The 16,483-nt window shown below is 35.3% G+C and carries 15 protein-coding genes; 14 read left to right on the forward strand and 1 reads right to left on the reverse strand.

All coding sequences use genetic code 11. The features are described 5' to 3' along the window. Positions 1 to 6: 6 nt before the first annotated feature. The 14 genes from ACFOU2_RS25060 to ACFOU2_RS25125 all read left to right on the forward strand — a co-directional run bounded on the left by ACFOU2_RS25060 (position 7) and on the right by ACFOU2_RS25125 (position 14,838). Positions 7 to 1,011, forward strand: coding sequence for an SDR family NAD(P)-dependent oxidoreductase (locus tag ACFOU2_RS25060; protein ID WP_377919050.1), 1,005 nt, complete (start codon positions 7 to 9; stop codon positions 1,009 to 1,011). Positions 1,012 to 1,028: 17 nt separating this feature from the next. Beyond that, complete coding sequence (locus ACFOU2_RS25065; protein ID WP_377919051.1) at positions 1,029 to 1,973, forward strand: dTDP-glucose 4,6-dehydratase; 945 nt, start codon at positions 1,029 to 1,031, stop codon at positions 1,971 to 1,973. A gap of 13 nt (positions 1,974 to 1,986) precedes the next feature. Next, positions 1,987 to 3,201 (forward strand): UDP-4-amino-4,6-dideoxy-N-acetyl-beta-L-altrosamine transaminase, encoded by a 1,215-nt coding sequence (gene pseC, locus ACFOU2_RS25070; protein ID WP_377919052.1) that lies wholly within the window; start codon positions 1,987 to 1,989, stop codon positions 3,199 to 3,201. Positions 3,202 to 3,322: 121 nt separating this feature from the next. Then, on the forward strand, positions 3,323 to 4,258 hold the full coding sequence (locus tag ACFOU2_RS25075; protein ID WP_377919053.1) for an aldo/keto reductase: 936 nt from the start codon (positions 3,323 to 3,325) through the stop codon (positions 4,256 to 4,258). 59 nt (positions 4,259 to 4,317) lie between these two features. Further along, positions 4,318 to 5,142: a cytidylyltransferase domain-containing protein gene (locus ACFOU2_RS25080; protein WP_377919054.1), complete on the forward strand. Its 825-nt coding sequence runs from the start codon at positions 4,318 to 4,320 to the stop codon at positions 5,140 to 5,142. A 2-nt stretch (positions 5,143 to 5,144) separates the two neighbouring features. Then, entirely contained in the window at positions 5,145 to 6,434 is a 1,290-nt protein-coding gene (locus ACFOU2_RS25085; RefSeq protein ID WP_377919055.1) for an aminotransferase class III-fold pyridoxal phosphate-dependent enzyme, read from the forward strand. Positions 6,435 to 6,466: 32 nt separating this feature from the next. Further along, positions 6,467 to 7,534 (forward strand): UDP-2,4-diacetamido-2,4,6-trideoxy-beta-L-altropyranose hydrolase, encoded by a 1,068-nt coding sequence (pseG, locus tag ACFOU2_RS25090; RefSeq protein ID WP_377919056.1) that lies wholly within the window; start codon positions 6,467 to 6,469, stop codon positions 7,532 to 7,534. A gap of 9 nt (positions 7,535 to 7,543) precedes the next feature. After that, positions 7,544 to 8,494 carry an ATP-grasp domain-containing protein gene (locus ACFOU2_RS25095; RefSeq protein WP_377919057.1) on the forward strand — a complete coding sequence of 317 codons (951 nt, stop codon included), beginning with the start codon at positions 7,544 to 7,546 and terminating at the stop codon, positions 8,492 to 8,494. Continuing rightward, entirely contained in the window at positions 8,491 to 9,168 is a 678-nt protein-coding gene (locus ACFOU2_RS25100) for an HAD family hydrolase (RefSeq protein ID WP_377919058.1), read from the forward strand. Before ACFOU2_RS25095 ends, ACFOU2_RS25100 begins: the two co-directional genes overlap by 4 nt. A 19-nt stretch (positions 9,169 to 9,187) precedes the next feature. Next, complete coding sequence (gene pseI / locus ACFOU2_RS25105; RefSeq protein ID WP_377919059.1) at positions 9,188 to 10,237, forward strand: pseudaminic acid synthase; 1,050 nt, start codon at positions 9,188 to 9,190, stop codon at positions 10,235 to 10,237. A 419-nt stretch (positions 10,238 to 10,656) separates the two neighbouring features. Next, positions 10,657 to 11,430 (forward strand): AAC(3) family N-acetyltransferase, encoded by a 774-nt coding sequence (locus ACFOU2_RS25110; RefSeq protein WP_377919060.1) that lies wholly within the window; start codon positions 10,657 to 10,659, stop codon positions 11,428 to 11,430. A gap of 37 nt (positions 11,431 to 11,467) precedes the next feature. Continuing rightward, positions 11,468 to 12,763: a DUF4910 domain-containing protein gene (locus tag ACFOU2_RS25115; RefSeq protein WP_377919061.1), complete on the forward strand. Its 1,296-nt coding sequence runs from the start codon at positions 11,468 to 11,470 to the stop codon at positions 12,761 to 12,763. 93 nt (positions 12,764 to 12,856) lie between these two features. Beyond that, entirely contained in the window at positions 12,857 to 14,632 is a 1,776-nt protein-coding gene (locus ACFOU2_RS25120; RefSeq protein ID WP_377919182.1) for an HAD-IIIC family phosphatase, read from the forward strand. Beyond that, positions 14,629 to 14,838, forward strand: a complete 210-nt coding sequence (locus ACFOU2_RS25125; protein WP_377919062.1) for a hypothetical protein — start codon at positions 14,629 to 14,631, stop codon at positions 14,836 to 14,838. The genes ACFOU2_RS25120 and ACFOU2_RS25125 overlap by 4 nt, the downstream gene beginning before the upstream one ends. A 233-nt stretch (positions 14,839 to 15,071) precedes the next feature. Here the strand turns inward: ACFOU2_RS25125 and trhO are convergent, their stop codons facing one another. Next, positions 15,072 to 15,986 carry an oxygen-dependent tRNA uridine(34) hydroxylase TrhO gene (gene trhO, locus ACFOU2_RS25130; protein ID WP_377919063.1) on the reverse strand — a complete coding sequence of 305 codons (915 nt, stop codon included), beginning with the start codon at positions 15,984 to 15,986 and terminating at the stop codon, positions 15,072 to 15,074. Positions 15,987 to 16,483 lie beyond the last annotated feature (497 nt).

Here is a 16,483-nt window from a genome sequence, read left to right on the forward strand (position 1 = left end):
TATGCGGTGTTTTTTAAAGACAAAAAAATTTTAATCATCGGTGGAACCGGAACTATTGGTCAAAGCTTGCTCAACCATATTCTTATAGAACAACCACAGGTTGTTCGGATTTTTAGCCGAGACGAGTTTAAACAATATCACCTGCAAAATCGCCTTGGAAATAGAAAAGATATCCGTTTTTTAATTGGAGATGTTCGTGATTATGATCGTGTTTTCAGCGCCATGCAGGATATTGATTATGTCTTTCATGTTGCAGCGATGAAGCATGTTCCAGCATGTGAATACAATCCTTATGAAGCTGTGCAAACGAATATTAATGGAACTTATAATGTCATCAAAGCTGCAATTGCTCAAGGCGTATCAAAAGTAGTATTCACCAGTTCTGACAAAGCCATTTCACCTACAAATACGTATGGAGCAACTAAGCTTACTGCTGAAAGGTTGATATCAGCCGCTCAGTACAGCAAAGGACGTGAAAAAACAACGTTTGCCAGTGTACGCTTTGGAAATGTAATGGGCTCCAGGGGATCCGTTATTCCATTATTTATTGAACAGATCAAAGAAAATAAAAGAATTACAGTAACCGACCTAAAGATGACCCGGTTCATGATGACATTAAGACAGGCGACTACACTGACTATTAAAGCTCTTCAAGAATCAAAGGGCGGTGAAGTATTTGTTTTAAAGATGCCCGTCATTACCTTAGGCGATTTAGTTACAGTTGTCATAGAAGAAGCCTGTGAAAAATATAATCTTAAAAGTGATGGAATAACAGTTGAAGAAATAGGGTTAAGGCAAGGCGAAAAAATGTATGAGGAATTAATGACTTATGATGAATCAACAATGGCTTGGGAGTTGCCCGATATGTTTATTATTCCCGGAATGCAAGGGGGACAGGAAACATATTTAAATGCAAGAAAACCAAAGTACGGAACGTACAGTTCAGAAAGTCAAACCCCTATTTCAGTCGAAGAAATACGAACATTGATTCGAAGTGAACAACTCGTTTAAGAGAGGAGAAGTTACATTTGAGAGTTCTTGTAACTGGTGGTGCTGGATTTATCGGCAGATGGGTTGTTAAACAATTGCTAAGTGATGGTCATCATGTGTGGGTTTTAGATGATCTTTCAAATGGAAGAAAAGAAAATATTGAAGAATTTATCAATCATAAACAATTTGTGAAATTCATTAAAGGTGACATTAAAGACGCCAACCTGCTTGAAACGTTATTTTTAAATGAGTTCGATCTTTGCTACCACTTAGGTGCAAGTATTAATGTGCAAGACAGTATTGATAATCCAAAAACGACTTTTGATAATGATACAGTTGGTACCTTTCATGTCTTGGAACAGTGTAAGAAACACAATGTAAAATTGGTGTTTATGAGTACTTGCATGGTTTATGATCGTGCTGCGCGTCCAACAGGGATAAAGGAGACAGATCGAGTGAAACCTGCATCCCCTTATGCGGGTGCAAAAATCGCTGCTGAAAATATGGTCTTGTCTTATTACTATGCATATGATCTCCCTACTGTTATTATTCGTCCATTTAATACGTACGGCCCTTTTCAAAAAACAGGAGGGGAAGGGGGAGTTGTTGCGATATTCATAAAAAATAAGTTGGATGACAAACCTCTTCAAATATATGGTGATGGGAAACAAACCCGCGACCTTCTCTATGTCGAAGATTGTGCACGATTTGTTGTGAAAACAGGATATTCAGATCAAGCAAATGGAGAAATTATTAATGCGGGTTTAGGAAGGGATATTTCAATAAATGATTTGGCTAAACTCATTGTCCAAGATGAGACACGTATTGAACATGTTAAACATATTCATCCCCAAAGTGAAATACCAAAATTATTATGTAACTATGAAAAAGCAAAAAAATTATTAGGCTGGGAACCACAAGTGAGTTTAGAAGAAGGAATAAACAGAACAGAAGAATGGATAAAATCAACTAATCTCATTTGAGTAAGGAGCATCTATGAACAATCATTTGGAATTAGCCATTCATGGAGGGAAACCGGTTAGGGATTCGTTTCTTTCTTATGGGAAACAGTGGATTGACGAAGAGGACATTCAGGCAGTTATCAAAGTGCTAAGAGGGGATTACCTTACTACAGGACCGGAAGTGGGAAGATTTGAAGAGGAGATAGCAAAATATGTCGGCTCAAAATATGCGGTTTCATTCTCTAACGGTACAGCGGCATTACACGGGGCATGTTATGCTGCTGGCATTTCCGGTGGAGATGAAGTCATAACGACTCCTATGACGTTTGTGGCAAGTGCAAACTGTGTTCTCTATTTGGGAGGCAGTCCTGTTTTTGCGGATATTGATCCAAAAACATACAATATCAACCCTCAAAAAATTGAACAATTGATCACCGATAAAACAAAAGCAATTATTCCAGTCGATTTTACAGGTCAGCCTGCTGATCTGGATGCCATTATTAAAATAGCAAAAGAAAATAATTTAGTAGTGATTGAGGATGCAGCTCATGCAATAGGTGCTAAATATAATGGTAAGAAGATCGGTTCTATCAGTGACATGGCAATGTTTAGCTTTCACCCTGTTAAACATATAACCACCGGAGAAGGCGGAGTCATTACAACAAACAGCGAAGATTATTACAAAAAACTGCTTCAATTCCGTACTCACGGTATTACGCGTGATCCGGGTCTATTAAAAGAACAACATGGACCATGGTATTATGAAATGCAGTTTTTAGGATTTAACTATCGTATGACAGATTTTCAAGCAGCTCTTGGGATAAGCCAGTTGGATAAACTTGAAAAGTTTTTAGAACTGCGAAAAAAATATGTAGAAATATACAACGAGGCTTTTCGGGAGCTTCGAGAAATAAAAGTTCCATATCAGCCGGCTTTTTCTGATTCAAGTTGGCATTTATATATTGTTCGATTAAATATGGAATTATTAAATGCGAATCGGAAGCAAATTTACGAAGCCCTTGTGAAAGAGAATATCGGAGTAAATGTACACTATATTCCAGTGTACATGCAGCCATATTATCAACAGCTTGGTTATAAAAAAGGAATATGCCCGGAAGCTGAAAAATTATACGAAGAAATGATCACTCTTCCTTTATTCCCGGCAATGGAAGAAGCAGATGTTTATGATGTGATAAGTGCAGTTAAGAAAGTGATTCGTTATTATTCAAAGGAAAAAAATTACAAGTAGGAATCAAATATATAGGTTAAGCTTAAACATGATTGAAATAGTCCAAATCTTAGTTTTCTATTTGCCATTCGGACGTAGCTGCTCTCCTGATTTTTAACCCTTTACTCAATGGAGGGGGAAAATGGATATTGAAATGAAAAATAACGTTTCAAAGTTAACCATGGGCACAGCTCAGTTGGGTCAGATGTACGGTATTGCAAATAAAACAGGTAAGCCCAATAAAAAAGATGCTTTAGATATCATCAATTATGCTGTTTCAAAAGGAATCAATTCATTAGATACAGCACCGGGATATGGAGAAAGTGAAAGCATAATAGGTGAATTTATACATGAACAAAAGACATTAAAGAGAAAATTACCAACTATTATAACAAAAATTCCCTCAGTTAATTTAGACTGCGGTTCTACAACCGAAAATATGGTTGCCTATGTTAAAAAAATGGTGATGTCTTCATTAAATAAATTAAATATTCAGTCCATTGATGTTTGCTTATTACACAATCCCGATGATATGACTTCCTATGAAGGGGAGGTGGTTTCTAGTTTAGTTAAATTAAAACACGAAGGCTTGATTAAAAAAATAGGTATATCTATATATCATCCAGATGAAATAAAACAAGTTATTTCCCTTGGTTGCTTTGATGCAGTACAAATTCCAATTAATATATTAGATCACCGCTTGATCAATTCTGGGTTATTAAATGAATTATCAAAACATGGGATTGACATATATGCAAGAAGCATTTATCTCCAAGGATTAATTTTTTTGGATCCTGCCGATTTACCTCCATATTTGCAAAATGCGAAAGAACCTTTACAGAAGCTTAGAAAGTTATCGCTTGAAATAGGATTAAGTCCTTCCGAGCTATCCATGCTGTTTGTTAGAGATATACCTGAAATAAAAAAAATAGTGATTGGTTGTGAAACAAAAAAACAAGTAGAAAGTAATCTAAAATTAATAACCTTACCTAAGTTAACCGACAATATTATAAAACAAATCCACTTTCTTTTTAACGATGTACCAGAGGAAATCATTAATCCAACTATGTGGAATTAGGGACATTAAGGATGATTTAATGAATAGTTATGCGGGATTAAAGGTTTATTAAAAAAGCGATGAATAGACAAGAAAATATTTATTATAAAGGGGATTTTATAAAAATGATATTGGCTATTCTCCAAGCCAGAGTTTCTTCCACTCGTTTACCGGGGAAAGTGCTAAAACCCATTCTTGGTTCTCCTATGCTCCTTAAACAAATTGAACGTATAAAACGGTCAAATTATATCGATCGGTTAATAGTTGCTACGAGTGAAGAGACTTCAGATGATCCGATTGAACAATTGTGCAAGGAAAACAACATTACATGTTTTAGAGGAAAACTAAAGAATGTTCTTGACCGATTCTATAAGGCTGCAATCCTTTTTTCTCCAATCAATATAGTAAGACTAACCGGTGATTGTCCTCTTATCGATCCCCATTTGATTGACAAAGTTATTGCATTTCATTTGCAGGGTGATTACGACTATACAAGTAATACAATTGAACCTACCTATCCTGATGGTTTAGATGTGGAAGTATTTCGTTTTTCTTGCTTAAAGCAAGCATGGGAAGAGGCTGTACTTCCTTCCCACACAGAACATGTTACACCTTTTATCTATGAACATCCTCATCGATTTAAAATTGGCAGTTATAAAAATCAAAGAGATTTGTCACAATTGCGCTGGACGGTTGATGAGGAAATAGATTTTGAGCTGGTAGCTAAAATATATGAACAACTATATCCATCTAATCCGTATTTTACAACAAAAGACATATTGATTTTTTTAGATAATAATCCAAACCTAAAGGATTTGAATAAACATATAAAACGAAATGAAGGGTTTCAGAAGTCACGGGAAGCTGATTTATTGATAAACCAAAAAAATAAAAAGAGGGAATAATCATGTCAGAACGTTATCAGTGTTCAGAAATGATGTTGGAGAGGGCGCTTAAAACGATCCCTCTTGGAAGTCAAACATTTAGTAAAAGTCATACACACTATCCTTTTGGGATCTCACCCTATTTTTTAAAGAAAGGATCAGGAAGCCGCGTTTGGGATGTGGATGACAATGAATATATTGATTTTATAAATAGCCTTGCTGCAGTCACATTAGGATATAACGATCCAGATGTGACAAAGGCTGTTCAGGATCAATTAAAAGAAGGCGTTATTTTTTCTCTTCCTCATCCAATTGAGGTTCAAGTTTCTGAAAAAATAGTCAGCATGGTTCCATGTGCGGAAATGGTTCGGTTTGGAAAAAATGGTTCAGATGCAACTTCAGGAGCAATACGTCTTGCAAGGGCATATACAGGACGCGATCGAATCGCTGTCTGTGGTTACCATGGTTGGCAGGATTGGTATATTGGAAGTACATCACGTAATCGGGGAGTACCAAAAGCAGTACGGGATTTGACGGATTCATTTACTTATAATGACGTAGATTCGCTAAGAAAAATATTTCAGGCATGGCCGGATCAAGTAGCGGCGGTCATTTTAGAGCCTATGAATACCACTGAGCCGAAAGATGGCTTTCTGGAAGAAGTGAAAGAATTAACTCATAAAAATGGTGCTGTTCTTATCTTTGATGAGACAGTAACAGGATTTCGTTACGCGAATGGCGGTGCTCAAGAGTACTTTGGTGTTATTCCGGATCTAGCGACATTTGGTAAGGGAATGGCTAACGGATATCCTTTGTCGACTATAGTTGGTCGGGGAAACATTATGAAATTGATGGAAGAGGTCTTTTTTTCTTTTACTTTTGGAGGGGAGGCTTTATCACTAGCGGCATCATTAGCGACAATGACAAAATTGCAAAAGCTGCCTATTATTGAAACGATAAAAACACAGGGACAGAAAGTAATAAAAGGTATACAAAGTTTAGTTGAGAAACATGATATTAGCCATTTGCTTTCGATAGCAGGCCATCCTTCCTGGTCATTTTTGTTATTTCGAGAGGGAAACCGTTATGACCAATGGGAAATAAAAACGTTGTTTTTACAAGAAGTCTTTGCGCGTGGAATTTTAACAATTGGCACACATAACATGAGTTATTCCCATAGTGACAGCGATATCCAAAGATTATTAACGGTCTATGATGAAGTTTTTCCTATTCTAAAAAATGCTGTTGATAATGAAAACCTTGAAAAATGCCTTCAATGTAACCCATTAAAGCCGCTATTTAAAATTCGATAAGCTTTACAAATAAAAAAATAGAGTGATTGTTTATGAACATATGTATCAGAGTAGATTCTTCTATAAAAATTGGAACCGGTCATGTGATGCGTTGTTTAACACTTGCAGATCAACTGTATCAGCAAGGACATAATATTTCTTTTATTTGCAGGGAACATGAAGGCAATTTATGCGACATAATTGAGAGAAAAGGTTATAAAGTCTACAGATTACCAAAAGATCATCAGTTTAATGATAGTAGTTTGTTAGGTGTGCCCTGGGAAGTAGACGCAGAACAAACAGCTTCAATTATTTCTAAGCAATTGGAGCCATTGGATTGGCTAATTGTCGACCATTATCAAATCGATATACAGTGGGAATCAAAATTATATTCAGTTGCGAAAAAAATAATGGTAATAGATGATTTAGCTGACAGGCACCATGTGTGTGATGTTATTTTGGATCAAAACTTATATCATGACATGAAGTCCCGTTATGAAAAGTTGGTACCTCATGATAGCAAGAAGTTATTCGGTCCTAAATATGCATTGTTACGAAAAGAATTTGTTGAAGAAAGGAAAAAATTAAGGCCTAGAAATGGAGAATTGCGTAGGATACTAGTGTTTTTTGGTGGTACAGACCCGACAAATGAAACTGAAAAAGTACTGGAATCCATAAGAATGATCAAGAGGGAAGAGTTATTCTTTGATGTGGTTGTTGGCAATACAAATCCAAGAAAAGAATATATAGAGGCTTTATCAGGTCAATTATCAAATGTTGAGTTTCATTGCCAAATAAATTACATGGCAGCATTGATGAACAAAGCAGATTTCTCCTTTGGCGCGGGTGGAAGCACTACTTGGGAAAGGTGTTATCTTGGTCTGCCGACGTGCGTAACAATTATAGCGGAAAATCAAGTTGAAGCAACAAACGCAATGGAATCACATGGGTGTATTATGAACCTCGGTAAATCTCAAAATGTAACAAAATATAGTTATACGGAATTAATAAATACTATTACTTCAAAAGACCTTGTTCAAATGAGCCGTAATTGTCTTTCATTAATGGAAGGATGCGGGACGTTATTCATAAGCAGTGTATTATCATCATACTTCCAGTGAGGGGATAGAATGGATGGCTATAACATATTAATTACTAGTATCTCAAAAAAAGTACCATTAATCAAAGCAGTAAGAAAAGCGAGTATGAAACTTGGGAATACTAGTAAAATTTTTGGTGCAGACCTCAATCCAAATTGTATTGGAAAATTTTTTGTTGATTCATTTTGGCAAATGCCATCAATTCATGAAATCGGTATAAATGAATTAATAAGCTATTGCGTCAATAACAATATTAAAGCCATTATCCCTACCCGTGATGGGGAACTACCTTTTTTTTCCGATTATAAAGAGGAACTATTTAATCACAAGATAAATGTCTTGATTTCACATAAAGAAATTATTGAGGTTTGTTTAGATAAATTGCTCTTTTATTCTAAATTACTCGAATTGAATTGCCCTGTAATCACAACTGTTGAAAATATAGATCAGCTAAATTGCAACTATTTCGTGGTGAAGGAACGATTTGGTGCAGGTTCGAAATATATCGGACTAAAATTAACAAGGGAAGAAGCTTTAAAAAAATCAAAAGAAATGAAAAAACCAATATTCCAGCCATATATTGAAGGTGAAGAGTATAGTATAGATGTGTATATTACACAAAGTAAACAAACTAAGGGAGTAATTGTTCGTAAAAGAGTTTTAGTTGAAAACGGCGAATCCCAAATAACTTCGACCGTAAGGAACCACAACGTGGAACTAATATTTTCAAAGGTTGCAGAAGACTTAGGATTATATGGTCATGCTGTTTTTCAGGCAATTGTTGATCGACATGGAACGATTCACATCATTGAATGTAACAGTCGGTTTGGCGGAGCTTCGACTTTAAGTATTGCTGCAGGACTTGACAGTTTTTATTGGTTTTTAATGGAGTCGTCTGGATTCAATATAGATAACTATGAGTTTAAGCGTTCCATCCATGAAAAAACACAGGTCCGATATGCTGAGGATATGGTTATATGAAAGTTTTAGTTTTTGATCTGGATGATACATTGTACGATGAAAAAACTTTTGTGATGAGCGGTTTCCGAGCGGTATCCGACTATTTACAAAGCAACTTTAATATTCCAAAGGAAGAAAGCTTTGGCTTAATGGTCGAAGATCTAAAAGAAAATGGCAGAGGACATATTTTTGATAATATCTTAAACAGGTATAACATTCATTCGAAATCTTCCGTAAAAAAATGTGTTTCTATTTATAGAACCCATCAACCAACTATTTCGTTAGATCCGGAGGCGGACAACTGCTTAAGTAAATTTAATATATATCCAATCTATATAGTGACTGATGGTAACAAAATGGTTCAGTATAACAAATTAAAGGCATTAGGGCTCCATGAACGTGTTAGGTTCTGTTTTATTACTCATAGATACGGATTATGCCACGCTAAACCTTCCCCATATTGCTTCAATAAAATATGTCACATGGAAAAAGTGGATCCAACACAGGTTGTTTATATTGGTGATAATCCTAAAAAAGATTTTATTGGTATTAAACCGTTGGGATTTAAAACCATACGCGTAAAAAAAGGAGATTATGCCGATTTAACCCTTTCACCCGAATATGAAGCACACTATACCATCCATTCTTTAAGCGAGTTAACCGATGATCTTTTAAAAGAATTGAGCCGCATATAATGGAAGGAGGTTTTTGAAGTTGAAATCTTTTACAGTTGAAAGTGTGGCAATCGGAATTGAAAATAGACCGTTTATAATAGCTGAAATGTCAGGAAACCATAACCACTCATTGGAAAGAGCTTTAGCCATTGTTGAAGCTGCTGCAAATGCAGGTGTAAGTGCGCTGAAACTTCAAACATACACTGCCGATACAATGACATTGGATATTGATACAAATGAGTTTTTTATTGATGATCCCCAAAATCTTTGGAAAGGACATTCTCTTTATAAGTTGTATAATCAAGCTTATACCCCTTGGGAATGGCATGAACCCATTTTTGAGCGCTGCAGAGAATTAGGGATCATCCCGTTTAGTACACCATTTGACGAAACAGCTGTAGATTTTCTTGAGAAATTAAATGTACCCCTCTATAAAATAGCCTCTTTTGAAAACAACGATATTCCACTTATCAAAAAAGTTGCATCAACAGGAAAGCCGATGATTATTTCAACAGGAATGGCCAGTTTGGCTGAAATCGATGAGACTGTTCGAACGGCCCGAGAAGCTGGTTGTAATGATTTGGTATTACTAAAATGTACGAGTACTTATCCTGCATCCCCAGAAAACACGAATATATTAACAATCCCACACATGAGAGAGTTGTTCAACTGTCAAGTCGGTTTATCAGATCATACAATGGGCATTGGAACAGCCGTTGCGAGCATTGCTTTAGGTGCATCAGTCATCGAGAAACATTTTACTCTTTTACGAGCTGATGGCGGAGTTGACTCGGCTTTCTCAATGGAACCGCTGGAGATGAAGTCTCTTGTTAAAGAAACAGAAAGAGCGTGGCAATCATTAGGGAAAGTGACCTATGGTCCGACAAAGAACGAAAGGGCGTCGCTAAAACATCGTCGTTCGTTATATATTGCAAAGGATATGAAAGCCGGGGATATCCTGACAAAAGAAAATTTACGGGCAATTCGACCCGGCTGTGGTTTATCCCCTAAGTATTATGATGTTCTATTAGGAAAACAAGTACAACAAAACGTGAAAAAGGGTACACCGGTTAGCTGGGATTTAATCTGACTTATTATAAGCTTATTAACTGTCAAACATGCTATATAAATCCACATAAATCATTTGACATAAATAAAAAGCATTTATGTCAAATGATTTATGCATAAGCGGCTGCCAATTTCCCTTCCGGGCTCTTGCCAGCCGCTTATACGAAGATCTTTGTCAGCTCATTCAAGATGAAAAAACAGAAAGGCGCAAATAGAAGAAGGACCGGTGACAGATGTTAAAAACTTGAGTTGGATTCATATAGCTGAGAAAAAAATTATAAAAATAGGGCATTTGTTGCCGATGCTCTATTTTTTGCAGCTTAGCGAATGTAAATGGTGACTCTACCCATACAAAAGGAAAAACCGTTACATAAGATAATATCAAAGCAGGGGGAATTTGTAAGCTTCCATACCAAGTAACAGTTAGAGAGGGGTATTTTTATGCCCAATTATGTTAGCTATTGTAATATAGTTAACCATTTAGATATTAAAGAAGGAGATATAGTGCTAATAGGCTCTGATATAACATCATTAGCTTTTCAATCCATGAAAAATAGGGAGAAATTAGACTTAAATTTATTTATAGACAGTTTTATTGAAAAAATCGGCCAAAACGGAACATTATTATTTCCTGCATTTAATTGGGGATTTTGTTCTGGGGAAGGATTTGATTATAAAAAAACTCCTTCTAAAACAGGCGCTTTAACGAATGCAGCACTAAAAAGAGACGATTTTATCCGTACTCAGCATCCTATATATTCTTTTGCCGTTTGGGGAAAAGACAGTAAAAAGCTATTTGAAATGGATAACAAGAGTTCGTTTGGAAGTGACTCGCCTTTTGCTTATCTACACCATAGCAAAGCTAAAATGTTAATCATTGGCCTGGACTATCAACGTTCATTTACTTATGCACATTATGTAGAAGAATGTGAAAAAGTTAATTATAGGTATATGAAAGATTTTACGGGTAGTTATATGGATCATGAGGGAAATAAAAGTGTCAGAACTTATTCTATGTATGTTAGGGATATAGAAAAGGGTGTAGTGACGAATTTAAACCCTATCGGTAGAGAATTGGAAAGAAGCGGAGTCTCAACTTTAAAGCACATTAATGAGGTTGATTTTTATTTAATTGACTTATTTTATGCATTTGATGTCATACAAAACGATATTCAAAATAACAATGCAAAAAATTTATATACAATTGAACGATAGAAAATGTAATTTGAATTTCTAAACGTGTGGGGGTGCAATGGCAATGAAACGAGAAGGAGAATTAATGCACCAGTTCATGGAGAAGCTATACCCAATTTGTCGTAGTATTACCGGAGATGGTGTTAGAAAGACATTAGAAATCATACAAGGAATGATCCCTCTAAAAATACAAGAAGTCCCTTCAGGAACGAAGGTATTTGACTGGGAAATCCCTAAGGAATGGAATATTAGAGATGCTTATATTCTTGATGAAGAGGGCCGGAAAATTGTTGATTTTAAGAAAAGTAACTTACATGTGGTTAGTTATTCTGCTCCAGTCGATAAAGTTGTAACATTAGATGAATTACAAAATCATTTATATTCAATTGAAGAGCAGCCGGATGCAATTCCATATATAACTTCATATTATGAAGAGCGTTGGGGATTTTGTATCACCCATCATCAAAGAATGCAACTTAAAGAAGGAAAATACCGGGTTTATATAGATAGTGAACTAAAAGATGGGAGTCTAACCTATGGCGAACTTATCATTCCAGGTGAAAGCGAGGAAGAAGTCTTTTTATCCACTTATGTATGCCATCCTTCAATGGCTAATAACGAATTATCAGGTCCGGTTCTAACGACTTACTTAGCGAAATGGATATTAAGTAATTCCAGAAAGTACACCTATCGAATTATTTTTATTCCGGAAACAATTGGCTCCATCACGTATCTCAGTAGAAATATGGATACAATGAAGACCAACATTATTGCAGGTTTTAATATTTCGTGCGTAGGAGATGAACGTGCATATTCTTATTTATCATCTAGGAGCGGAAATACATTAGCGGATAAAGTAGCATTAAATATACTTACATTTAAAAAATTGGATTTTAAAAGCTATTCATTTCTAGAACGCGGAAGCGACGAGCGGCAATATTGCAGTCCAGGTATTGATTTACCAGTTGCAAGTATTATGAGGTCAAAATTTGGTGAATATCCGGAATATCACACCTCCCTTGATAATATGGACTTAGTAACACCGACTGGCTTGCAGGGAAGTTTTGACATATATACAGAATGCATTGAATTAATTGAGAGAAACGAAACGTATAAGATTAATTGCTTTGGGGAGCCTCAATTGGGAAAGCGAGGATTATATCCAACTTTAAGTACAAAAGAATCAGGAAGAATAGTTAGGAATATGATGAATTTTTTAGCATACGCAGATGGGAAGAACGATTTGGTAGATATAAGCAATACCATTAATGTGCCCGTCAAAGAACTTTATTCAATTATTGATAACCTTTATAAAAATGGTTTGATTGTAACAGTAGATAGGAATGCGATGTAATCCGCCTGAAAGTTTAATATCGACTTAATATTTGTAGGAATGATTTTAGAGGTTATTCTAATAAAGTTGAGGAGGAATTAGAACTTGAATGGAATGTTTGACTATCCCTTGGATACCGGCCATTTACTTCGAAAAAAAAGGTCCATTAAAAAAGAACTCTTAAAAAAAGAAAATTTTATTAATAAAAAAGTAGCGATATTGGGTGGTTCTACAACATCAGAAATAAAGGAGATGTTGGAGCTATTTTTGTTAAATGAAGGAATGAAGCCTGAATTTTATGAGTCCGATTATAATAAATATTTTGAAGATATCATGTTTAGTGATGAACTAAAGGAATTTAGTCCAGATATTATTTATATTCACACTTCTTATAGAAACATCATTAATCGCCCTGAAATTCATGATGAAAAAGAGCAGATACAAAACAAACTAGAGAAGGAATTTGACTACTATAAATCTTTATGGGAAAAGGCGATTTCCGATCATAATTGCATCATTATTCAAAATAATTTTGAGTATCCCAGAAATAGGAGCTTGGGGAATTTAGATGCTGTCAATTATAATGGTTTGACATATTTTATCAATAAATTAAATGTAATGTTTTCAGAGTATGCTCAGGAAAATACGCAAATTTTAATTAATGACATTAATTATTTATCTTCGTGGATTGGACTTGATCAATGGCACGATATGTCTTTTTGGTATCATTTTAAATATTCCTTATCCTATCATGCAATACCACACTTAGCAAAAAATTTATCTAATATCATCAAATCGGTTTATGGAAAATCAAAAAAATGCTTAGTTTTGGATTTGGATAACACCTTATGGGGCGGAATTATTGGGGATGACGGTGTTGATCATATCAAAATTGGGAAGGAGACAGCTATTGCTGAGGTTTATACAGGCTTTCAGGAATACATTAAAGAATTAAGCAAAAGAGGAGTCACTCTTGCGATTGCTTCAAAAAATGATTACGAAAATGCAATAGAAGGGTTAAATCATCCTGAGATGACGATAAAAGAAGAACATTTTTCAAGTATTAAGGCTAATTGGGAGCCTAAATTTATCAATATTACCAAGATAGCTCAAGAAATCAACATTGGTATAGACAGTCTTGTGTTTATTGATGATAATCCTGCAGAACGTGATATTGTAAAATCCCAATTGCCATTCGTGGCTGTTCCGAACGTAGGAGAAGATGCAGCAAAGTTTATTGATTTTATCGATAGAAATGGTTATTTTGAACCGATTAAAATTTCTAAAGAGGATATGCAAAGAAATAAATACTATGAGGCAAATAAAAAAAGGGAAGAAGTAAAAGCGAAATATAACAATTATGATGAATATCTACAATCCTTAAATATGGTTGCTGATATTCATTACTTTAAATCTGTTTATCTGGAAAGGATTACACAGTTAACCAATAAAACAAATCAATTTAATCTTACAACAAAAAGGTATTCTTTTACGGAGATTGAGGAGATAAGCAAATCTAAAAGTAAAATTCCTCTTTGTGGAAGGCTTAAAGATAAGTTCGGCGATAACGGTCTAATTTCAGTAGTTATTGGAGATATAAAAGGAAAAGAACTGCATATTGATTTATGGCTCATGAGCTGCAGAGTTTTGAAAAGAGATATGGAAAAAGCAATGTTTGATGCTATAGTTGAAGAATGTAAGAAAAGGGGAATTAATGTAATTTACGGGTATTATTACAAAACACCAAAAAACAAAATGGTAAAAGACCATTATCGAAACTTGGGTTTTGAAGCTGTTGAAGAATCCGATGATCAAAGTAAATGGGTTATTGAGGTTAGTAAAATAATAGAAAAGAAAAATAAATTCATTGCAAGGGGGGATTATGAATGATTCTAGAGAAGTTACAGGAAATATTCAGGGATATTCTGGATAATGAGGAACTGGTTGTTACTGAACATGCAAGTGATTGGATTCAACAATGCAAAAGTAAACGAATGCTAATTTTAGGCAGGGATTCTCCAGAAGAGTATATGAAAAAGTTAGAAGGTACAGCACACCTTGCAGAGAAGTGGGGATACTACCTTAGGAGAGGATAATCGGCCAAGTTTTGTGCATTTTGTTTAACTCGCCCTGCCTCCACCAATACATATGGTGGTGTTTTTTATTTTGTATACTAAAAGGAAGGCTCGTGATGAGACTTCCTTTTTTAATTTACATCATAATTTAGCGGATTTTTGTATGGTGTCATCAAAACAGTTTTATTAGTAGTTTGTGGATAACAGCAGCGCAAATTGGAATCAATTCCTGCCTGTTTATCCAAGATGTCGAATTAAACCTGCAGCTCTGCGGAATGTTCCTTTACATAACGGTTATGCGGATGCTCTTTACACTCTTTGCTGCATGCTCTTAGGTGTTCATGTTCACATTCTTCACACAATAATAGATGTCTGTTGCACTCCGGATTTCCACATTTGACATAACGTTCTTCCGGCTTGCCGCAATGATAGCATTTCCCGACAACTGTTGCCTCTTCCGTACGATTGACAGGTACAGAAATTCGTTCATCAAACACGTAGCATTTTCCGTCCCACAAGCGGCCTTGTATTTCCGGGTCATACCCGTACGTGATGATTCCGCCGTGTAATTGGGATACATCCTTGAAGCCTTCTTTGACCAGGAAGCCTGAAAATTTCTCGCAACGAATTCCGCCCGTACAATACGTTAGCACTTTCTTATCTTTATATTCGTTTAAGTTATTACGAATCCAATCCGGTAGCTCACGGAATGTTTCAATGTCGGGTCTAATGGCATTTTTAAAATGGCCAAGATCATACTCATAAGTATTGCGTGCATCTATAATGATCGTATCTTCCTCTTGCATAGCTTCGAAAAACTCTTTGGGTGAAAGACGTTTGCCGGTCATTACATTCGGATTTATGTCATCTTCTAAATTGAGATGAACAATCTCCTTCTTCACCTTTACCTTCATTTTTTTGAACGCATGGCTTTCGCTCTTTTCTATTTTGAAAACCATATCTGAAAAACGAGGATCTTGATGCATAGCGTCTATATAAGCTTGAGTCTGTTCTTTTGTCCCTGACACTGTGCCGTTTAGACCTTCACTTGCTACAAGGATACGTCCTTTTAAGCCAAGTTCATTACAAAAAGCTAAGTGCTGTTCCTTAAACACTACAGGGTCATCTATGTGTACATATTTATAATAAAGTAAAACTTGATACTCCATTTTCCTCACACCTATTCTTTATAAAGTAAAGCTTTCATCAGTTGGCTCTTGCTGCCGTTACAGCAGGACAAAACTTTTCCTTCCTATCATAACAAAAAAAATAAAAAATGGTTGTCTTTCAGTGCAAACCTCATTTTACCATTTATTATCAAATGGAGAATGGATAATCAGCTGCTTTCCTAAATTTTTTAGGGGTAACATCTATAGAAATGGGGTAATGCAGAATCGTTTGTTGGGTGTATCATATCTGTTTTACAACAGATCATTTTTTTTGATGGTGATATATGTAAAAGTTTAGTGCTATACAAAAAAACATAAAAACATTATAATAAGATTATAATTTTTGCTTTTGGGGAAAAAAAAAGTATAGTTTTATCACATTGTTTATTGAATTTTTAGAAAATATAGAACGTTTGTGCCGGATACTGAGCTTTGTGAGAAAGTATAAAAATTATGATAACATAGTTATTATGTGTGAAAAAACTTACTATTTTTCT

The sequence above is a fragment of the Bacillus songklensis genome, assembly GCF_042649685.1.
Taxonomy (GTDB): Bacteria; Bacillota; Bacilli; order Bacillales; family Bacillaceae_H; genus Bacillus_BA; species Bacillus_BA songklensis.